The sequence below is a fragment of the Streptomyces sp. NBC_01478 genome, from assembly GCF_036227225.1.
Lineage (GTDB): Bacteria > Actinomycetota > Actinomycetes > Streptomycetales > Streptomycetaceae > Streptomyces.
In genome coordinates, this window is record NZ_CP109444.1 from 7,680,457 (window position 1) to 7,699,110 (window position 18,654).

16 protein-coding genes are annotated in these 18,654 nt (G+C 70.6%); 10 read left to right on the top strand and 6 right to left on the bottom strand.

Features of this window, described 5'->3' with window-relative positions; translation table 11 throughout:
* Positions 1–41 precede the first annotated feature (41 nt).
* Together OG223_RS34955 and OG223_RS34960 are read left to right on the top strand one after the other, a co-directional pair.
* Positions 42–536: a SigE family RNA polymerase sigma factor gene (locus tag OG223_RS34955; RefSeq protein ID WP_329257245.1), complete on the top strand. Its 495-nt coding sequence runs from the start codon at positions 42–44 to the stop codon at positions 534–536.
* Positions 533–1,318 (top strand): hypothetical protein, encoded by a 786-nt coding sequence (locus tag OG223_RS34960; RefSeq protein ID WP_329257248.1) that lies wholly within the window; start codon positions 533–535, stop codon positions 1,316–1,318. The genes OG223_RS34955 and OG223_RS34960 overlap by 4 nt, the downstream gene beginning before the upstream one ends.
* Before the next feature lie 115 nt (positions 1,319–1,433).
* Here OG223_RS34960 and OG223_RS34965 read toward each other — a convergent pair whose 3' ends face one another.
* From OG223_RS34965 to OG223_RS34975, 3 genes are read right to left on the bottom strand one after another with little or no spacing between them, the layout of a single operon-like run.
* Positions 1,434–2,234, bottom strand: coding sequence for an amino acid ABC transporter ATP-binding protein (locus OG223_RS34965; RefSeq protein ID WP_329257251.1), 801 nt, complete (start codon positions 2,232–2,234; stop codon positions 1,434–1,436).
* Positions 2,231–3,166: an amino acid ABC transporter permease gene (locus tag OG223_RS34970; RefSeq protein WP_329257254.1), complete on the bottom strand. Its 936-nt coding sequence runs from the start codon at positions 3,164–3,166 to the stop codon at positions 2,231–2,233. Before OG223_RS34970 ends, OG223_RS34965 begins: the two co-directional genes overlap by 4 nt.
* 27 nt (positions 3,167–3,193) lie before the next feature.
* Positions 3,194–4,156, bottom strand: coding sequence for an ABC transporter substrate-binding protein (locus OG223_RS34975; protein ID WP_329257258.1), 963 nt, complete (start codon positions 4,154–4,156; stop codon positions 3,194–3,196).
* A gap of 500 nt (positions 4,157–4,656) precedes the next feature.
* On the opposite strand from OG223_RS34975, the gene OG223_RS34980 reads away from it, so the two are divergent.
* The 4 genes from OG223_RS34980 (at position 4,657) to OG223_RS34995 (ending at position 8,196) form a co-directional block, all read left to right on the top strand.
* Positions 4,657–5,880 (top strand): NAD(P)-dependent malic enzyme, encoded by a 1,224-nt coding sequence (locus OG223_RS34980; RefSeq protein WP_329257261.1) that lies wholly within the window; start codon positions 4,657–4,659, stop codon positions 5,878–5,880.
* Positions 5,881–6,305: 425 nt separating this feature from the next.
* Positions 6,306–7,271: a zinc-binding dehydrogenase gene (locus OG223_RS34985; protein WP_329257264.1), complete on the top strand. Its 966-nt coding sequence runs from the start codon at positions 6,306–6,308 to the stop codon at positions 7,269–7,271.
* A gap of 143 nt (positions 7,272–7,414) precedes the next feature.
* A complete protein-coding gene (locus OG223_RS34990) occupies positions 7,415–7,624 on the top strand; it encodes a helix-turn-helix domain-containing protein (RefSeq protein ID WP_105975866.1) in 210 nt (69 codons plus the stop codon).
* Positions 7,624–8,196 carry a Clp protease N-terminal domain-containing protein gene (locus OG223_RS34995; protein WP_329257274.1) on the top strand — a complete coding sequence of 191 codons (573 nt, stop codon included), beginning with the start codon at positions 7,624–7,626 and terminating at the stop codon, positions 8,194–8,196. The genes OG223_RS34990 and OG223_RS34995 overlap by 1 nt, the downstream gene beginning before the upstream one ends.
* A gap of 87 nt (positions 8,197–8,283) precedes the next feature.
* Here the strand turns inward: OG223_RS34995 and OG223_RS35000 are convergent, their stop codons facing one another.
* From OG223_RS35000 to OG223_RS35010, 3 genes are all read right to left on the bottom strand, one after another.
* Complete coding sequence (locus OG223_RS35000) at positions 8,284–9,384, bottom strand: helix-turn-helix transcriptional regulator (RefSeq protein WP_329257278.1); 1,101 nt, start codon at positions 9,382–9,384, stop codon at positions 8,284–8,286.
* 1 nt (position 9,385) lies between these two features.
* A complete protein-coding gene (locus OG223_RS35005) occupies positions 9,386–10,426 on the bottom strand; it encodes a DUF4097 family beta strand repeat-containing protein (RefSeq protein ID WP_329257281.1) in 1,041 nt (346 codons plus the stop codon).
* A gap of 217 nt (positions 10,427–10,643) precedes the next feature.
* Complete coding sequence (locus OG223_RS35010; protein WP_019075209.1) at positions 10,644–10,826, bottom strand: DUF6104 family protein; 183 nt, start codon at positions 10,824–10,826, stop codon at positions 10,644–10,646.
* Between the two features lie 133 nt (positions 10,827–10,959).
* Here OG223_RS35010 and OG223_RS35015 point away from each other — a divergent pair, with 133 nt between their 5' ends.
* The 4 genes from OG223_RS35015 to OG223_RS35030 all read left to right on the top strand — a co-directional run bounded on the left by OG223_RS35015 (position 10,960) and on the right by OG223_RS35030 (position 18,645).
* The gene (locus OG223_RS35015) at positions 10,960–11,367 is read left to right on the top strand and encodes a CU044_2847 family protein (protein ID WP_329257285.1); all 408 of its coding nucleotides are present in this window, start codon (positions 10,960–10,962) and stop codon (positions 11,365–11,367) included.
* Positions 11,364–13,289 (top strand): VMAP-C domain-containing protein, encoded by a 1,926-nt coding sequence (locus tag OG223_RS35020; RefSeq protein ID WP_329257288.1) that lies wholly within the window; start codon positions 11,364–11,366, stop codon positions 13,287–13,289. Before OG223_RS35015 ends, OG223_RS35020 begins: the two co-directional genes overlap by 4 nt.
* Before the next feature lie 65 nt (positions 13,290–13,354).
* The gene (locus tag OG223_RS35025; RefSeq protein WP_329257291.1) at positions 13,355–14,389 is read left to right on the top strand and encodes an AAA family ATPase; all 1,035 of its coding nucleotides are present in this window, start codon (positions 13,355–13,357) and stop codon (positions 14,387–14,389) included.
* A complete protein-coding gene (locus OG223_RS35030) occupies positions 14,389–18,645 on the top strand; it encodes an SAV_2336 N-terminal domain-related protein (RefSeq protein WP_329257294.1) in 4,257 nt (1,418 codons plus the stop codon). Before OG223_RS35025 ends, OG223_RS35030 begins: the two co-directional genes overlap by 1 nt.
* The last annotated feature ends 9 nt before the right edge of the window (positions 18,646–18,654 follow it).

Below are 18,654 nucleotides of genomic sequence, written 5' to 3' on the forward strand. Positions count from 1 at the left end.
GAGGCTGCCCGTCGCGAAGGGCCGCCCGGGGAGGGGCAGTGGTGGGGAGAGGCGCGGAGACGGCGTTGCACGCCTTTGTCGAAGGCAGACGTACGGCGCTGTTCCGCAGCGCGTATCTGCTGTGCGGGAACCGCGACGAGGCGGAGGACCTGGTCCAGACGGCGCTGGTGAAGGTGGTGCTCGGCGCACGCCGGCACGGGCGGTTGGACAACCTCGAGGCGTATGCGCGCAAGACGCTGATCAACACCTTCATCGCGGGACGGCGACGGTTCTGGCGGCGCGAGCAGGCGTACGGCGAAGTGCCGGACGTACCCGGCGAGTTGGCGGACAACGACACGGGGCTGGTGGTGCGGGCGGCGCTCGCGAGGCTCACGCCCAAGCAGCGGGCGGTGCTGGTGCTGCGCTACTGGGAGGACCTCGGCGTGGCCGCCACCGCGGAGCTGCTCGGCATGCGGGAGAGCACGGTCAAGAGCCATGCGGCGCGGGGGCTCGCGGCGATGAGGGCCGCGGTGCGGGAGGAAGAGGAACACGTATGAGCGTCAACGAGGTGGAGACGACCGAGGCGCGGGAGCTGTTGGGGCGGGCACTGGAGGGGGTTCCGGTGTCGCCGGGGGGCGGCACGGAGGCGGTGTTCGCACGGGCACGCCAGGTGCGGATGCGACGGCGGGCCGCGGTGACGGGAGTCGTGGCGAGCGTGACGGCGGCGGGTGTGGCCGGCGGGGCCGGGCTGCTGTGGGGGGATGGCTCAAAGGCCGTCACGGCGGCGCAACACCCCACCAGGGCAAGCGAGTTCAAGAAACTGCTGCCGCCGGGCGTCGGCAGGCTGCGGGAAGTGAACCTGAAGCACATCAGCGACCCGGACGCGGACTGGAAACGCCTGGACCAGGCACTGAAGAACGTCAAGGTGCTGGGGCGGTACGACGGGACGTACGCGGTCTACAAGGGCGGTGGCGTCGGGTACATCACCGTCCAGACCCTCACCGACAGCCGGAAGAACTGGCAGAACCCCGACCCGTGCAGCACCTACGCGTCCGCCCTGGCGATGTGCACCAAGGTGAAGCTTCAGACCGGCGACGACATCATGGCCCTCGTAAACATGCACGCGAACCACCGGGACGCGGGCAACACCTGGGGACCCGAGCTCACCGCCGAGCTGTACCGGAACGGCTACACGATCCTCGTCAACGCCAGCACGGGCTTCGAGAGCAAGAACCAGTTGGGACCGCGGCTCAAGACGCCGCCCCTGACCATGGCCCAACTGCGCGCGCTGGTCCAGCTCCCGCAACTGATGCCCAAGGCCAAGGCGCCCAAGGACTGAGGAAGGGGCGGTACGAGGACGGAAGAGGGGGCGGTGCGAGGACGGAGAAAGGGGCGGTACGAGGATCTCGTACCGCCCCTTCGATTCTCGTACCGTCCGCTCAACTCTCGTACGGCTAAAGCACCTTGGAGAGGAAGGACTTGGTCCGCTCGTGCTGCGGGTTCGCCAGGACCTCGCGCGGGTGGCCGGACTCGACCACCACTCCGTCGTCCATGAAGACCAGCGAGTCGCCGACCTCGCGGGCGAAGCCCATCTCGTGGGTGACGACGATCATCGTCATGCCGTCCGCCGCGAGGTCCCGCATCACGTCCAGCACCTCGCCGACCAGCTCCGGGTCGAGGGCCGAGGTCGGCTCGTCGAAGAGCATCAGCTTGGGCTGCATCGCCAGCGCCCGGGCGATCGCGACGCGCTGCTGCTGGCCGCCGGACAACTGGGCCGGGTAGTGGCCCGTCCGGTCGCCGAGGCCCACGCGGTCCAGCAGTTGCCGCGCCCGCTCCCGCGCCACGGCCTTGGCCTCGCGCTTGACCTGGACCGGCGCCTCCATGACGTTCTCCAGCGCCGTCATGTGCGGGAACAGGTTGAAGCGCTGGAACACCATGCCGATGTCCCGCCGCTGCGCGGAGACCTCCCGCTCCTTGAGCTCGTAGAGCTTGTCCCCCTGCTGCCGGTAGCCGACCAGCCGGCCGTCGACGTACAGCCGCCCGGCGTTGATCTTCTCCAGGTGGTTGATGCACCGCAGGAAGGTGGACTTGCCGGAGCCGGACGGGCCGACCAGGCAGAACACCTCGCGCGGGTTCACCTCCAGGTCGATGCCCTTGAGGACCTGCGACAGCCCGAACGACTTGTGCACGGCCTCGGCCCTGACCATCGGCCGGCCGTCGGTGTTCGGGGCGATGTCCTTGGCGAGACTGGTCATCGGGCCACCTCCGGGCGGCGGAACGAGCCGAACATGCGGAGGTACTTCCGCATCCGCTGCAGCGGGGTCGGCGGCAGGCTGCGGCTCGAACCACGGGCGTAACGGCGCTCGACGTAGTACTGGACGATGCTGAAGACCGTGGTCAGGAACAGGTACCAGATGCACGCCACGAAATACATCTCTACGACTGCCAGCGAGGTGCTGGAGATGTCCGTGGCCTTCTTGATCAGCTCGGGCAGTTGGACGGCGTAGGCGAGCGACGAGGTCTTGAGCATGTTGATGAACTCGTTGCCGGTCGGCGGGATGATGACCCGCATCGCCTGCGGGAGGACCACCCGGCGCAGCGTCTTGCCCTGGGTCATGCCCAGTGCGTGGGACGCCTCCGTCTGGCCCTCGTCGACCGACTGGATGCCGGCCCGGACGATCTCCGACATGTACGCGGCCTCGTTCAGGCCGAGTCCCAGCAGCGCGGTGAGGACCGGTGTCATCACCTGGTTCATCTCGTCCTTGTAGAACCCCAGGTTCAGGATGGGGAAGACGAGCGAGATGTTGTACCAGAGCAGGAGCTGGACCAGGACCGGGGTGCCGCGGAAGAACCAGATGTAGAACCACGCCACCGTGCTGGTGACCGGGTTCGCCGACAGCCGCATCACGGCGAGGATCACGCCGAGTACGACACCGAGGAGCATCGCGAGCACCGAGATGTACAGCGTGGTCCAGGCGCCGGCCACGATGCCCGGGTCGAAGAGGTAGTCGGGGATCACGCTGTAGTTGATCTTCGCGTTGGAGAACGCGATCCCGATCAGCACCACGAGGCCGACGACCACGACGCCGGCCACCCAGCGGCCGTAGTGGCGCACCGGGATGGCCTTGATCTGCTCGGGCGGGACCGAGGGCGCGGGCGGCGGGACCCGGTCGGCAATGTCAGTCACGGTGACTGCCTTTCGATGTCGCGCGGATCAGGAGCCGCCGTTGATCTTGGCCTCGGTCACCGCGCCGTCCGTGACGTTCCACTTCTGCAGGATCTTGGTGTACTCGCCGTTCTTCATGATCGCGGCGAGGGCGGCCTGCAGGGCGTCGCGCAGTTGGGTGTTCGACTTGCCGACGGCGATGCCGTACGGACCCGCCTCGATCTGGTCGCCGACGACCTCGAAGTCCTTGCCGCCACTGGAGGTCTTCGCGTTGTACGCCGCCACCGGGAAGTCGTTGAGGTCGGCGACGGACGCGCCCTGCTTCAGACGGAGCAGCGCCTCGGGGTCGGTGTCGAAGGTCTGCAGGCTGATGGCCTTCTTGCCGTCGGTCTTACACTTCGTGCTCTGCGTCTTGGCGATGCCCTCGGACGTGGTGCCCTTCTGCAGGGCCACGACCTTGCCGCACAGGTCGTCCAGCGACTTGATGCCCTTCGGGTTGCCCTTCTGGACGAGGATCGACGTACCGGCCGTGAAGTAGTCGACGAAGTCGACGCCGTCGCCGACCTTCTTGCCGGTGTCCGAGTCGACGCCGTCCTGGCGGGCCTTGGTGTCGTTCATCGCCGACATGAGCACCAGGAAGCGCTTGGCCTGGAGGCCCACGATCAGGTTGTCGAACTTGCCGTTCTGGAACTCGAACTTCACGCCGAGCTGCTTGCCGAGCGCGTCCGCGATGTCCGGGTCGATACCGACGGCCTTGCCGTTCTCCATGTATTCGACCGGCGGGTACGCGATGTCCGAGCCGACCTTGATGACACCCGCCTTGCGGATGTCGGCGGGGAGCTTGCTCGCGAGCGGCGCCGAGGAGGACGACGACGAGTCCGTGCCGTCGCTGCTCTTGTCCGTCTGGTCACCGCAGGCGGTGAGCAGCAGGCTGCCGGCGACCGCGATCGCACCGACCGCTGCCAGCCGGGTGTGCGGGGCGGTGGTGCGACGGGTGAAACGTGCGGTCATGGTGGATTCCTCCGGCGGATGGATGGCGGTGCCGACGGGTCGACGAGAACACACACCTTCGGGTGTCGCGACCTCGTGTGATTAGGGCATCTTGCCATTCGGACTGAACCATTCAGGGGAGTAGCCATGTCAAAATCGGATAACGGGTGAACCCCGAATCGCATCAGGTCGGTACATCGAGACGCCCTGATCACGGACCATCTGCTGGAATCACTCGTTCCGGCCGGAAGATCTTCGGCATGTCTCACGATGTGATCGATCATCGTTCCGCCCTAGGCGGACGAGATGTGACCTTGCGCCTATTGGACTCGTCCTCGGTGCGGTCCGTCCGGTAAGAAGGTTCTTTACACCCCTCATCCGGGGCTCAGGGCGCGTGTGCGGCGCGCCCGTCGCGCAGGTGCTCGTACGCATCAACTCTCTGGGCCCTGCGCGGTGCCCGCCCACCCCTCACCAGGGAGTGGCCACCCTCAAATCAATGAAGACCTAAGGGGTTAGACAAAGTGGCAGCGGAGATCGTCAATCCTCGCAGCGACAGCAGTACGGATCAGGACGGCGGGGCCGAGCCCCTCGATTCCTTCGATCCGGCGTTCGCGCTGCACCGCGGCGGCAAGATGGCCGTGCAGGCCACCGTGCCGATCCGCGACAAGGACGACCTGTCCCTCGCGTACACACCCGGCGTCGCGCGCGTGTGCACCGCGATCGCCGAGCAGCCGGAACTCGTCCACGACTACACATGGAAGTCGTCCGTGGTCGCCGTCGTGACGGACGGTACGGCCGTGCTCGGACTCGGCGACATCGGTCCCGAGGCCTCCCTCCCGGTCATGGAGGGCAAGGCGATCCTGTTCAAGCAGTTCGGCGGCGTGGACGCGGTGCCGATCGCGCTGGCCTGCACCGGCGTCGACGAGATCATCGAGACCGTCGTGCGTCTCGCGCCCTCCTTCGGGGGCGTCAACCTGGAGGACATCTCGGCGCCGCGCTGCTTCGAGATCGAGCGCAGGCTCCAGGAGCGGCTCGACATTCCCGTCTTCCACGACGACCAGCACGGTACGGCGATCGTGACGCTGGCGGCGCTGCGGAACGCCGCGCGGCTGACCGGGCGGGAGCTCGGTGAACTGCGGGCGGTCATCTCGGGTGCCGGTGCGGCCGGGGTCGCCATCGCCAAGTTCCTGCTGGAGGCGGGGCTCGGTGACGTCGCCGTCGCGGACCGCAAGGGTGTCGTCTCGCGCGACCGGGACGATCTGACTCCGGTGAAGCGGGAACTGGCCGAGCTCACCAACAAGGCGGGGCTCTCCGGGACGCTGGAAGCGGCGCTGGAAGGTGCCGACGTCTTCATCGGGGTCTCCGGCGGTACGGTGCCGGAACCTGCGGTGGCTTCCATGGCGAAGGGCGCGTTCGTCTTCGCCATGGCCAACCCGGATCCCGAGGTGCACCCCGATGTGGCGCACAAGTACGCGGCGGTCGTCGCCACGGGGCGGTCCGACTTCCCGAACCAGATCAACAACGTGCTGGCGTTCCCGGGGATCTTCGCGGGGGCGTTGCAGGTGCGGGCGTCCCGGATCACGGAGGGCATGAAGATCGCGGCGGCCGAGGCGCTGGCCGGTGTCGTCGGTGACGATCTCGCCGCGGACTATGTGATTCCGTCGCCGTTCGACGAGCGGGTCGCGCCTGCGGTCACCGCGGCTGTCGCGGCGGCGGCGCGGGCGGAGGGCGTTGCCCGACGGTGACCCGAATGGCCCCGTCCGTTCGGGCGGGGCCATTTCTTTGCCCGCCCGCCCGCCCGTTCAGGTGACTTGAGGGGTGGGCGTCTCCCGTGGGGGCTCGGGTTCGTCGGCGGCCGCGGGTCGTGGTCGCTCGGACCTTTTCCCACCCGCCCGCCCACCCATTCGGACCGCCTATAAGTGGGCCTTGCCCGTGGGTGGCTGGGGCCGGTCGGCGGTCGGGCGGCGGCCGCGGGTGCTCGGCGGAGGCACCGGCGCGTGTCCCTCAGCCCGTCCGGCGTTTGAGGACGAGGGCGTTCAGGCCGAAGCGGGGGTCTGGGGGCGCAGCCCCGGGGGCGCTCGGTCGAATGCCCCGCACCCTCGCGCAAGAGGGCATGTGTCACACCGCCCGGTAGTTCCCTGGTCAACCGGCGGAGCCTATCGTCAAGGTCATGTTCGCCGTCTACGCCGCCCGAATCGACCGCGACCAGCCGCTCTCCGGCCTTGAGTTGGGGGAGCGTCCCGCCCCCGAGGCCCGGCCGGGCTGGAGTGTCATCGATGTCAGGGCCGCCTCCCTCAACCACCATGACCTGTGGTCCCTGCGCGGCGTGGGCCTCGCCGAGGACAAGCTGCCGATGATCCTCGGCTGCGACGCCGCCGGTGTCGACGCGGACGGCAACGAGGTCGTCCTGCACTCCGTCATCGGCCAGACCGGTCACGGCGTCGGCCCCAAGGAACCCCGTTCCATCCTCACCGAGCACTACCAGGGCACCTTCGCCGAGCAGGTCGCCGTACCGACGTGGAACGTGCTGCCGAAGCCGAAGGAACTGTCCTTCGCGGAGGCCGCCTGTCTGCCCACGGCCTGGCTGACCGCGTACCGCATGCTCTTCACCAACTCCGGTGTACGGCCCGGTGACTCGGTGCTCGTGCAGGGCGCCGGCGGCGGTGTCGCCACGGCCGCGATCGTGCTCGCGAAGGCGGCCGGGCTGCGCGTCTTCGCGACCAGCCGGGACGAGGCCAAGCGGAAGCGCGCGCTGGAACTGGGCGCCGTCGAGGCGGTGGAGCCGGGTGCGCGGCTGCCGCAGCGCGTGGACGCCGTCATCGAGACCGTCGGCGCCGCCACCTGGTCCCACTCGGTGAAGTCCCTCAAGCCCGGCGGCACGATCGTCATCTCCGGCGCCACGAGCGGCGACCGCCCCTCGCACGCCGAACTGACCCGCATCTTCTTCCTCGAACTCAAGGTCGTCGGCTCGACCATGGGCACCAAGGACGAACTGGAGGACCTGCTCGCCTTCTGCGCCGCGACGGGTGTCCGCCCTGTCATCGACGAGGTGCTCCCCATGGACCGGGCCCGCGAGGGCTTCGAACGGCTCGACTCCGGCGGCCAGTTCGGCAAGGTCGTGCTCACCAACGGCTGACGCTCCCCGGTATTTCCCTTCGACGGCCGGTCCGGTTTCCCGGGCCGGCCGTTGGCGTGTGCCGTCGTGCCGTCGTGCCGTCGTGCCCGCATTTTCTGTCAACTTTGGTTGACATGTGGGGTGTGTCAACGTAGGTTGACGTCATGACCGAAGCAACGGATCTCGCCGAGCGTGCGGGTGACCGTGATCCACGGGTCGGCCTGCGTGCCGTGTCCGCGCTGCGCAAGCTGGTGGAGCAGTTGGAGGCGGTGCAGGTGCGCGGTGCGCGCAATCAGGGCTGGTCGTGGCAGGAGATCGCCGCGGAACTCGGAGTCAGCAGGCAGGCCGTGCACAAGAAGTACGGGAGGCAGTGATGTTCGAACGGTTCACGAAGGACGCCCGCGCCGTGGTGCGGGGTGCGGTGGAGCACCGTGAGCGGTCGGGGTCCGGTTCCGTCGACCCCGATCACCTGCTGCTGGCACTCCTCGACCGCCAGGGCAGCCGGGCCTCCTTCGCCCTGGCCGCCCTCGGTCTCGCTCCCGAGGAACGCAAGGAGTCCGTACGACAGGCTCTGGGCGACGCGCGCCGACGGGCCGGGCTCTCGCAGGCCGAGGCCGATGCCCTTGCCGGGCTCGGCATCAACGTCTCGGAGATCGTCGCCCGGGTCGAGGAGGTGCACGGCGTCGGGGCGATGTCCGGTGACCGCAAGGACAAGGAGTGGTGGTCGAGCCGCCGTGTCTTCAGCCGCGGCGCCAAGAACGTCCTGGAGAAGTCCCTGCGCATCGCCGTCGCCCGTCGCGACCGGCACGTCGGCGACGAGCACTTCCTCCTCGCCCTGACCGTCCTTCCCGGCGTGCCGGGTGAGGTGCTCGCCGACCACGGGGTGACCCACGAGGCGGCGACGCGGGTGCTGTACGGCGGGGGAGACGCGAAGGCGGCGGGCTGACTCGCGGGCGGGGCGGGGCGGGCTGACTTGCGGGCGGGACGGGGCGGGCCGCCCAGGCCGGAGCCCCGCCCTGCCGTGACCGTCGGCTCAGCCCTTGTGCCCCCCGCGCAGTACCGCCCCGATGTGCGCCGCCGCCGCCGACAAGTGGCGCCTTGTGTCCCGGAGTTGGTCCTCGGTGACGCCACGGTCGCGGGCCGCGTCACGGATGTCGTCCCGGAAGCGGTCGAGGAGCCGGTCCAGATCGCGGGCCGGATCGCCGGTGGAGTCCTCGTGGGCCCAGGCCGGTTCGTACTCGGCGGGGAAGTCATCCGGGGTCTGGCTGTACTCGGGTGCCGAGGGCGCCGCCGGCGTCGAGGCGGACTTGCCCGCACCCGCACCGGTAGCCGTACCCGTACCCGGTCGCCCCCCGAACCCGAAGTCCTTGCCGAACTCCTTGCCGAAGTCGCCGAATTCCTTGGCCAGTTCGGTCAGGCTCTCCCGCACTCCCGTGGGCCAGTCGCCGCGCGCGAAGTGGTCCTGCGCGTGCTCCTGGACCTGGCGGCCGATGCGCTGCATCTCCTCCTGGGCCTGCGCCCAGGCCCGCGCCTGCGCCTCCTTGGCCTGGCGCCGGGCCTGCTGGGCCTCCTCGCGGGCCCGCCGGCTCTCGTCCTTGGCGCGCCGGGCCTGCTCCTTCCACTCCTGCTTGGCGCGGCGCATCTCCTCCTTGGCGGCGCGCCACGACTCCTTGTCGCCGAAGTCCGTGAAGTCCCCGGCGGGGCTGTCGTGTTCGCCCGGCCGGCCGCGCCCGGTCCTGGCTCCCTGACGGGCCTCGGTCGCCGCCGCGCGCATCTCGCGCCGCAGGTCGCCCGCCGCGCCCCGGACGTCGGCCCGGATCTCGGCGGCCAGTTCGGCGACCGACTCGCGGATCTCCAGCTCCAGGTCGGCCAACTCACCGCTGCGGTCGGCCAGTTCGGCGCGGCCGGCGTCCGTGATGGCGTACACCTTGCGGCCGCCCTCGGTGGTGTGGGTGACCAGGCCCTCGGCCTCCAGCTTGGACAGCCGCGGGTAGACCGTGCCCGCCGAGGGTGCGTACAGCCCCTGGAAGCGCTCCTCCAGGAGGCGGATGACCTCGTAGCCGTGTCGGGGGGCCTCGTCCAGCAGCTTCAGCAGGTACAGGCGGAGGCGGCCGTGGGCGAAGACGGGAGGCATGTCAGAGCACCTTCTTGTCGGTCGTACCGTCGGCCGGGGCGGTGCCGGAAGCATCGCCCGGGCCGGAAACGGAATTGTCCCCCGAGTCGCCTTGAGCCCCGTCCGCAGGGGCGCCGGTCACGTCGCCCTCAGGTACCCGTCCGCTCTCCTGGACGGCGTCCTGGAAGGGCTCGTCGTCCTGAAAGGGCCCCTTCGCGTCCGCCTCCCACGGACCGTCGTCGCCCTCGCCCTCGTCCTCCACCACCGGCCGCCGCAGGAGCGCGATCGACCCGGAGACGGTCGTGGCGCGCAACTTCCCCGTGCCCGCGCCCAGTTGGCCGGTGATCTTGTGGGCGCCCCACTGGCCGTGCACCCGCAGTCCGTCGAAGGCGTTGGAGATCGAACCGCTCGCCGTGTTGGCCTCGACGTCCGCGTCCGCCGGATGCGGCAGCCGGATGGCGATCTCGCCCGAGACATTGGTCAGCCGGACGTCGGTCGGGCCGTCCGGGTCGAGGTCCACGATCATGGAGCCGCTCACCGACTCGGCGCGCACGGAGGGTCCCGACCCCTCGACGACGGTGAGATCGCCGGAGACCGAGTTGAAGCGGAGGTCGCCGGTGACCGCCTGGGCCTCCAGGTTCCCCGAGACCGTGTCGGCGCGGACCGACCCGGAGAGGCCGACAAGGGTGGTGTCGCCGGTGACCCCGCGCACCACCGAAGGCCCGCTGATCCCGGAGACGACGGCTGCCGCGCCGACCACCCCGACCTCGACCCGGGTGCTCGCGGGAACGGCCAGGGAGACCACCGCGCTGCGCCGCCAGCCCTTCCGGTCGAGCCACTTGAGGAAGCCCTTCCAGGGCAGGTCCTCGTACGCCACCGTCAGCGTGCCGTTCTCCTGGGTCACCACCAGGGGCGGCCCGTCGATCTCGGAGATCTCGATGCGGGCGGAACCCTCGTCCGTCCCCACGACGTTCACCGTTCCGTTGACGATGCGCACATGGAGATCGCTCACGGGCTCGTCGAACGTGAGCTTCTTGGGCTCTGCGACGGACCACTCGGACATGATGCAGACCTCCTCGGCCGAACCGGACGGGACACGACGCGCCATATCGCGTCTTCCATGAAACACGATATATCGCGGATCTGGAAAGTCAAGGCACTCGTTCGAGTGGCCGCCGTCGGGCAGGGAATAACCGGCAAAGGCGGATAAATCGCCCCAGTTGAGGGTCGTTAACCGGAGGAACGGTGATCGGTGATCGGCCGTTGGTGGGCGTGAGGACCTACTCGTCGTCGTCCTCGTCGTCCAGTCGGGCCAGCCAGGTCGCCAGGCGTTCCACCGGTACCTCGAAGTCCGGGTTCAGGTCGACGAAGGTGCGCAGTTGCTCGGCGAGCCACTCGAAGGTGACCTCTTCCTCGCCGCGCCGCTTTTCGAGCTCTTCGATGCCTCGGTCGGTGAAGTACACGGGGGATTCTCCTGGGGGCGTGGGTCTGACACCCCCAGGTTATGCGGGGGGCAAAGGTTCCGATCCCGCACCTCACGCGCGCGTGCCTGGGCACAATGACCACAGGCGGTCGGGACGGTCGTACGGGGGCGTGATGGAACGGATGATCCAGGAGATCGAGCTGCCCGGGGGAGAGCGGGTGCTCGCCCGGGTCAGTGTGCTCTCGCCCGAGGAAGTGCCCGGCGGGGCCGACGAGTTCGGGTACGAGGACGTCGGCGCCCTCGACCACATGGCCGCCCGTGTCGACCAGCTCAACGAACTGGTCAGCGGGGTCGGCGGGGCCGTGCTCGCGGCGGCGCGTGCCGTACGGCCCGACGAGGTCAGCGCCACCTTCGGTGTGGAACTGGCGGTGAAGCCGGGCAAGGCCGTGGCCCTGCTCGCCGACGGCGAGGCCAAGGCGGCCCTGTCGATCACGCTCACCTGGCGCGGGGACAGCACGCAGGCGGCAGGGGACGCCACCGCGGCGGCGCTCCACGACGGCCGGAACGCCGCCGCCACATGACCGGCCAGCTCGAACAGTTGGCGATTCGAGCCACCGTCCGGATCGGTCCGGACGCGGCACCCGGCACCCTCTGGGGCAGCGGTTTCCTTGTCGCGCCCGGCTGGGTGCTGACCTGCGCGCACGTCCTGCCCCTCGACGCCGGAGTCGAAAGCGTCGGCACGCTGCGCGTGCGCGGCCATCAACTCGACACCCCGGCCCGGCTCGCGTACTGGCTCGGCGGCGGCACCGACCCCGAACAGGACCTCGCCCTCGTCCGCCTGGAGGATGACGCGGCGCACGGCCACGCGTGCGTGCGGCTCACCGATCGCTACGACCCGCCGCACCAGGTCACCGCGTTCGGCTGGCGCACACCCACGGGCGGCGCCCCCCAGCGCTGGAACGGGCACAGCGAGTGCAACGGCCGGGACGGCTCGTACGGGTTCACCCTCGCGCCCCACATGGAGATACCGCACGGCGCCTCCGGAGGCCCCCTGCTGGACCGTGACCACGGAGTCGTCGCGGGCATCGTCAAGGCCCGCCGCGCCGGCCGGGACGGCGGCCTCGCCGTCGCGGCGACGGCGCTGCGCGGCTTCCGCGAGGCGCGCGCCGTGGGCGGCGAGGACAGCCTGGGCCCCGACCCGTACGCGGCGCTCATCCGCAGCCACGACCGGTGGCATCACGGCGTGACGGCCGGCCCGAACTGGGTGCGGCTGCAAGGCGAACTGCCCGCCGCCGGCCGGCGAGGCTGGGGGCCGCGGGACAGCGCCGAGGCGTCCGCGCTGCTCGCCGAACTGCCGCCTCCCGTCTCGTCGGCCGAACTGCAGCGGATGATCAGCCGCGTCCTCGGCCACGAGCCGCTGTGGGAGGACGAGTTGGCCCCGGTCGACTGGCGCGACGGGCAGGGCTGGGCACACGACCAGCCGGACGGCGCCGAGATCGTCGCGCTGCACTACCTGCTCGCCGTGGCCCAGTCCTGCCGACGGCGGGCACCGGACGCCGTCGCCGAACTGGAGCGCTGGGTGAAGGCGCGGATCGAACAGCTCCCCGACTACGTCGCGGCACTGCTGCGCGAACGCGCGGGCGAGGACCGGGGGTTGACCGCTGTCGGTGCCGACGACGGCCGGCTCGCGGACGACCCCACCGTCCCGGACAGTGAACGGCCCGTCGTAGCCGTCGAGTTGGAACTCGACCCCTACGGTCCCGGCGACCGCTTCCACTGGCGGGTCTGGTCCTGGCCCGACGGACCCGACACCGCGCGGATGCTCGACGAGGACACCGGGGAAGAAGGCACCCCGCTCGCCGAACTGCAGCGGGTGCTGCACCGGCCGCTGCGCCGGGCGTTCGGAAAACTGGATGCCGAACAGTGTCCCGCCCGCCTCGAACTCGCCCTCCCCGTCCAGCACTTCGGGCTGGACGCGCACCAGTGGCCACGGACCGCCGAGCCGCCCCTGGGCGCGCAGCGACAGGTCGTGCTGCGCTCACTGAACCGGCGCGGCGAGCCGGCCCCGGTGTGGCGCGAGCGCTGGGACGGCGTCACCGGAAACGTGCTCAAGGCGCTGCCGGTGCACTCGCCCGAGTACGCGAAGGAGGCGCTGGAGGCGGCGGCGCCCGACGCGGTGCCGATCCTGTGCCGCCCGCCGCAGCAGAACACCGACTCGCTGACCGACGCGATCGGCGCCGGATACGGCGTCGCCCTGTGGAGCCTCAACGGCGAGCACGCACGCGCGTGCGGCACGGACTGCGGCGAACTGTACGGCCGTACCGCCCAGTTGCTCGGCTCGGTCGACGGCGCCGCGGCCCTCCCCGAGCGGCTGAGAGCCCTCCGCGAACAGGCCGGCGAGGAAGGCGGCGAGGACGCGGCCTGGACGGCACACGTCGCGCTTCTCTACGACGACCCGCGGCGCCCCCTCCCGGTCTGCGACGACCCGCTGGACTCCCCGTGACCGCGACTGTGAGACCCGCTGCCGCACCACGGCCCACCTGACCGCCTCCCCCGAAGGAGACTCCCGTGACCACCCCCGACTGGTTCGTCTTCCGGGGTTCCGGCGAGCAGCACGACGGTGTCGGACGGCTGCCCGCGCCGCCGCCGTGGCGCGACTTCGACGGCGGCCCGCTCATCGAGACGGTCCCGCCGCTGGGCACCGAGTCGACGCGCCGCCTCGGCACCAGGGGCGCGGGCGGCCTCAGTTGGCGCCCGCAGGAACTGGAGTTGATCAACGCGGCGCTCTATCTGCGCCGCCCGCTCCTGGTGACCGGCGACCCCGGCTCCGGCAAGTCCACCCTCGCCCACGCCCTCGCGTACGAACTCGGCCTCGGCCGCGTGCTGCACTGGCCCATCGTCAGCCGCACCACCCTGCGCGACGGCCTCTACACGTACGACGCGATCGCCCGCCTCCAAGACATGCAGATGGCAAAGGAGTTGGACGACGAGCCCTACACGGAGGACATCGGCGAATACCTGCGCCTCGGCCCGCTCGGCACCGCCCTGCTGCCCCGCGCCCGGCCCCGGGTGCTCCTCGTCGACGAACTCGACAAGAGCGACATCGACCTGCCCAACGACCTCCTCAACGCCCTGGAGGAGGGTGAGTTCCGCATCGCCGAGCTCCAGCGGATCGCCCGCAGGCAGCCCGAGGTCCAGGTCCTCACCGACGACGGCGACCGCGCCTCCGTCGAGGAGGGACAGGTGCGCTGCCGGGCCTTCCCCGTCGTCGTGATGACCAGCAACGGCGAACGCGACTTCCCCGCCCCGCTGTTGCGCCGCTGCCTGCACCTCGACCTGCCCTCGCCCCGCAACGACGAGTGGGGCACCGCGCGCCTCGACGCCATGGTCCGCGCCCATTTCGGCGACACGGACACGTCCGGCAACGAACAACTCATCCGCGCATTCCTGGAGTCGAGCCCCGGCTCCCTGCGCGCCGCCGACCAACTCCTCAACGCGATCTACCTCACCCAGGAAGCGGTACGCGACAGCGAGCCCGACCGGCAGCGGCTCGCCGAGCTGTTGATGAGGCCGCTGGACCAGGGCGAGCACGGGACGCGTTGATGGCGGTTCCTCCGGCGCTACCGGCACCCCCGACGCCTCCCGCCGCCGACGGACTCGCCGAGCGGCTCCGCGCACGCCTGGGTGTCGACCCGAGCGCACGCGAACTCGCGGAGGCGTTGTGGCTCGCGGAGCACGTGGGGCGCCCCGAAGTACGCCCGCCGGAAACCGAGTTGGCCGCCACCGACCCGCCGGTCGAACCCCCGCCCGTCCCCACACCCCGGGAACCGGCGCCCCGAACCGATGCCACGGCCCTCACTTCCGACCGCGTCCGCCTGTACCACGACGGCCCGCGCTCAACACCTCACCGAGGCGGCGAACAGGGCGGCCCCGAACCGGACTTCGCGCGGGTACGCGTCCCCGTGGCGACCGCCCTCCCCAACTCCCTCACCCTCCAACGCGCCCTGCGCCCCCTCCAGCGCTACCGCCCGCCCGTCCGCACCACCGCCGATCACCTCGACGAACAGGCCACCGCCGAACGGGCCGCGGAGACAGGCCTGTTCACCCCCGTGCTCCGACCGGGCGCACGCCGTGAGGCCCGGCTGCGGCTCCTCATGGACGCCTCGACCTCAACCTCCGTCTGGGACAGCACACTTGAGGAACTCCGCCAGATCTGCGCGGGCCTGGGCGCCTTCCGCGAGGTGCAGGTGCACTACGTCCACCAGGGCGCCGACGGTCAGTTGGCGATCGGCACCTCACGCCACCCCGGCCGCGCCCTGCGCGCCGCCGAGCAACTGCGCGACCCCACGGGACGTCAACTCACCCTCGTCCTCAGCGACTGCGCGGGCCCGCTGTGGCGCTCGGGTCAACTTCAACGGCTGCTGCACCACTGGGCACGGGCCGCGCCCGTCGCCGTGGTCCAGCCCCTGCCGCAGCGGTTGTGGCGGCGCACCCACCTCCCGGCCCTCTCGGGCACCCTGCGCCGCCGCGAAGGCCTGGGCGCCAGGCTGGAGTTCAGGCCGGCCGAGGGCGAAGTCCCTTCCGGGGCGCTCCCGGTGCCGGTGCTCGGCCCCACCCGGGCCGCGCTGGGCACGTGGGCGCGCCTGCTCTCCGGCGGCACCGGCCTGTCCCTCCCCGCAGCAGCCGCCTGGGTCCACGCGAGCCACCCCGCCGCCCCGCCCCGCGTCGGACGCCCGCCTGCCGACGCCGGTCCGCTCGTCGCTGCCTTCCGCCGCTCCGCGTCCCGCCAGGCCGTGTCCCTCGCCGTCTCGTACTCCGCCGTACCGCTGACCCTGCCCGTTATGCAGCTTGTCCAGCGCGCCACGCAGCCGCACAGCGGGCCGTCTGTACTCGCCGAGGTTCTGCTCAGTGGGTTGCTGAAACAGGGGGACGGAGAGGGGTGGTACGAGTTTGTCCCGGGCGTGCGGGTGGAGTTGCTGCGCCTGCTGCCGCGCGGGGACGCCCAGCTCATGCTCAAGTACTGCGGCGAGTACGTCGAGCGGCACTTCGGGCGCCGGGCGCGCAACTTCCCCGCGCTTGCGTTGGCCGGGCTCACGGGGGGTACGGCCGTTCTGCCACCGGGGGAGGAGACGGGGGCGTTCGCCGAGGTGTCGCGGGCGGTGCTGGGGCGGTATACGGCGCCCGTGGAGGTGCGGCGGAAGCGGTTCGCGCTGTTCTACATGGCGGACGACGAGTCGTGGGCGCTCTGGACGACCCAAGTGCTGGGTGCCGTGGGACACGACGTGGATCTGCGGATGTGGACCGATGCCGAGGAGCTGCGGGAGGCGTTCACGTCGCCGGTGCTGCTGCTTCTCGGCAACGGCTGCAAGGTGTTCGAGGTGGCACTGGCGTCCCTCGTGGCGGGATCCGAACAGCGAATCGTCACCGTCGATGTCAGCACTCCCTGGCCGCGGATGTCCTGGCCCTCAGGCCTGGAGCCGGGCGTTTCCCTGGCCGACACGACCGAGCGCATGGCCAGATGGAGGCTGCTGGACATTCTGGGCGATGACGACGATTCAGGCGCTCACCCGCCCGACACCCGGGACCCGGAGTTTCCCGGTCCCACCCAGGCGGTGTGGGGCGTGGTGCCCACACCTTTGCCGGGATACGTCCTCCGAGAAGATCTTCTCGGACAACTCCGCGACAAGTTGACGACCACTCAAGGAGATTCAGCGGCCTGCGCCCTGGTCGGACCGCCGTCGTCCGGCAAGACGCAACTCGCGGCGGAGTACGTGCGCCGGTACGCCGGTGACTACGACTTCGTCGGGTGGATCCGGGCAGGAGACCACACGACCCGACTGGCCGAAGTCCAACGCTGCGTATCGGCACTCGTCCGCCACGTCGATGACCTCCCCCAACTCCACGAACTCTTCCGGCACTTGCGCGAGGCCAACCTCCGCTGGCTGATCGTCTACGACGGCTGGGACGACCTCCAGGGCGCCAACGACCTGCTGATCAGCGGTGGCCACGCGCTCATCACCACCGAGGACGGAGCATGGGCGGAGGCGGTAGACGCCCTACGGGTGTCGGCCGCCGCGGGAGAACTGTCCAGACCGGCGACCGAGTGGGACGAACTCGTCCGTCGGGCCCTGGTCCGTGTCCACGCCCCGGCCGACGCACAGGGTGTCGTAGCGGCCAGCGGTTTCTTCCTGGCACCCGGCTGGGTGGTCACCGCGGCACACGTGGTCGCGGGCAGCGACCAGCAGTCGGGCGTCGGCATCACCACGATGGACGGTCGCCGCCACCAGGTCGAACGGGTCCGTGACGCGGGCGAGTTGGCACTGTTGTACGTGCCCGACGTGGCCGGCGTCGACTGCCTGTGGCTCACCGACCGCCCGTTCGTCCGCAACGCGCCCGCGACCCTGTACGGCGCCGACGGCCCCTTGGACGCGCCTCGGGTGGTCTCCACGGCGTCTGCGGTCTCCGGACTCCTCGGCCGGGAGATCGTCCTGCTGGACGGCGAGTTGATCCCCCTCGGAAGCGCGGGTGGTCCCGTCGTCGACGAACAGGACGGCTCCGTGATCGGTGTCATCAAGTCCCGGCGGGCCGACGGCGGCGGGAGGGGAGAGGCCGTCCGCATCGAGGAGTTGCGGGCGCTGTGCGAAGGGGGGCTCACGGGTACCGAGTTGTGGCACGGGTTCGTACGGGCGCACGACAGGCACCACGCCGACCGGTTCGCCGAACGAGGTCCCCACATGACGTGGACCGGCGTTCAGCTCGGGCCGAGCGATATGCCGGCCCCAGCTCTCCCACCCGACGAGCGGACCGAACTCTACGGATTCCTCGCCGAGTTGGAACCGCCCGCCGAGCCGAAGACGGTGCTGGAACTGCTCGGGCCACGAGAACGGCCGGACGTTTCCCCGCGCCACTGGCGTGACGGCGCCGGATCCCTGAACCACCTCTCCACCGACGAGCGCCTGCTCCTCTACGCCGCACGCGTCTGGGCCCACCTGGCCACCCGGAGTGCCCCGGCCCAGGCCCCCGCCCTCGCCGCCCTGCGAAACTGGACCGACACCGTCCGACAACGTCTCACGGAGACCGGCGGGCAGGACATCGCCGATGTCTTCAGCCGCGTGGACACGGATTTCACCCGTATCGGACCCGCTCTGCGCGTGAAGATCCAGCCCACCACGGTTCTCGACGGCTACAACTGGCGCATCGAGCTGGCGGGGGCCGGCGGTGAAGTGGCTTTGGTCGAGGACGAGTTGGGTGTTCCGGCGGGGGAACTGCAGGAGCGGCTCTGCCACCATCTCTGGAACTCGCTGCCGCTCGCCGAGTCGCCCGGCACCACGGCCTCCGTCCAGTTCTTCCTGACGAACGAGCTGCTGTGGGATCTCCCCGTGGAGAACTGGCGGCTACCGGGGGAGCACGCCCTCGGACGGGAGCGGAACGTCGTCGTACGCACCTATGGCGATCGGGAGCGTTCGCTTCAGGCGTGGCGGCAGCGTTGGGACGCGGTGACCAGAGGCCCGCTGCAAGGTCTCCGGCTGCACGGGGCAGGCGCCGTCGACTGGACGCAGACATCCCTCAACGCGGTACCCCTCCTGTGCCGGCACGCCGACCAGCCCACGCCGACCGCCGCTCTCTTCCAGGCCAAGACCCTGGGCTTCCCCCTCATGCTCTCGAGCCGGGCCGCGACCCACACCGACTGCGCCGACTTCTACGAGCGGGCCGAGGACCTGCTACGGCAGACCCGCACCGCCCGTGAACTCATCGCCCAGGTCTGCTACTTGAGGGCCCACAGTGCCACCCGCCGTGCCCCCGAAGCCGCTTGGGCCCGTCACCTCGCCGTCTTCTGCGACCCGCCCCCCGGCTACTGATACGCCGAT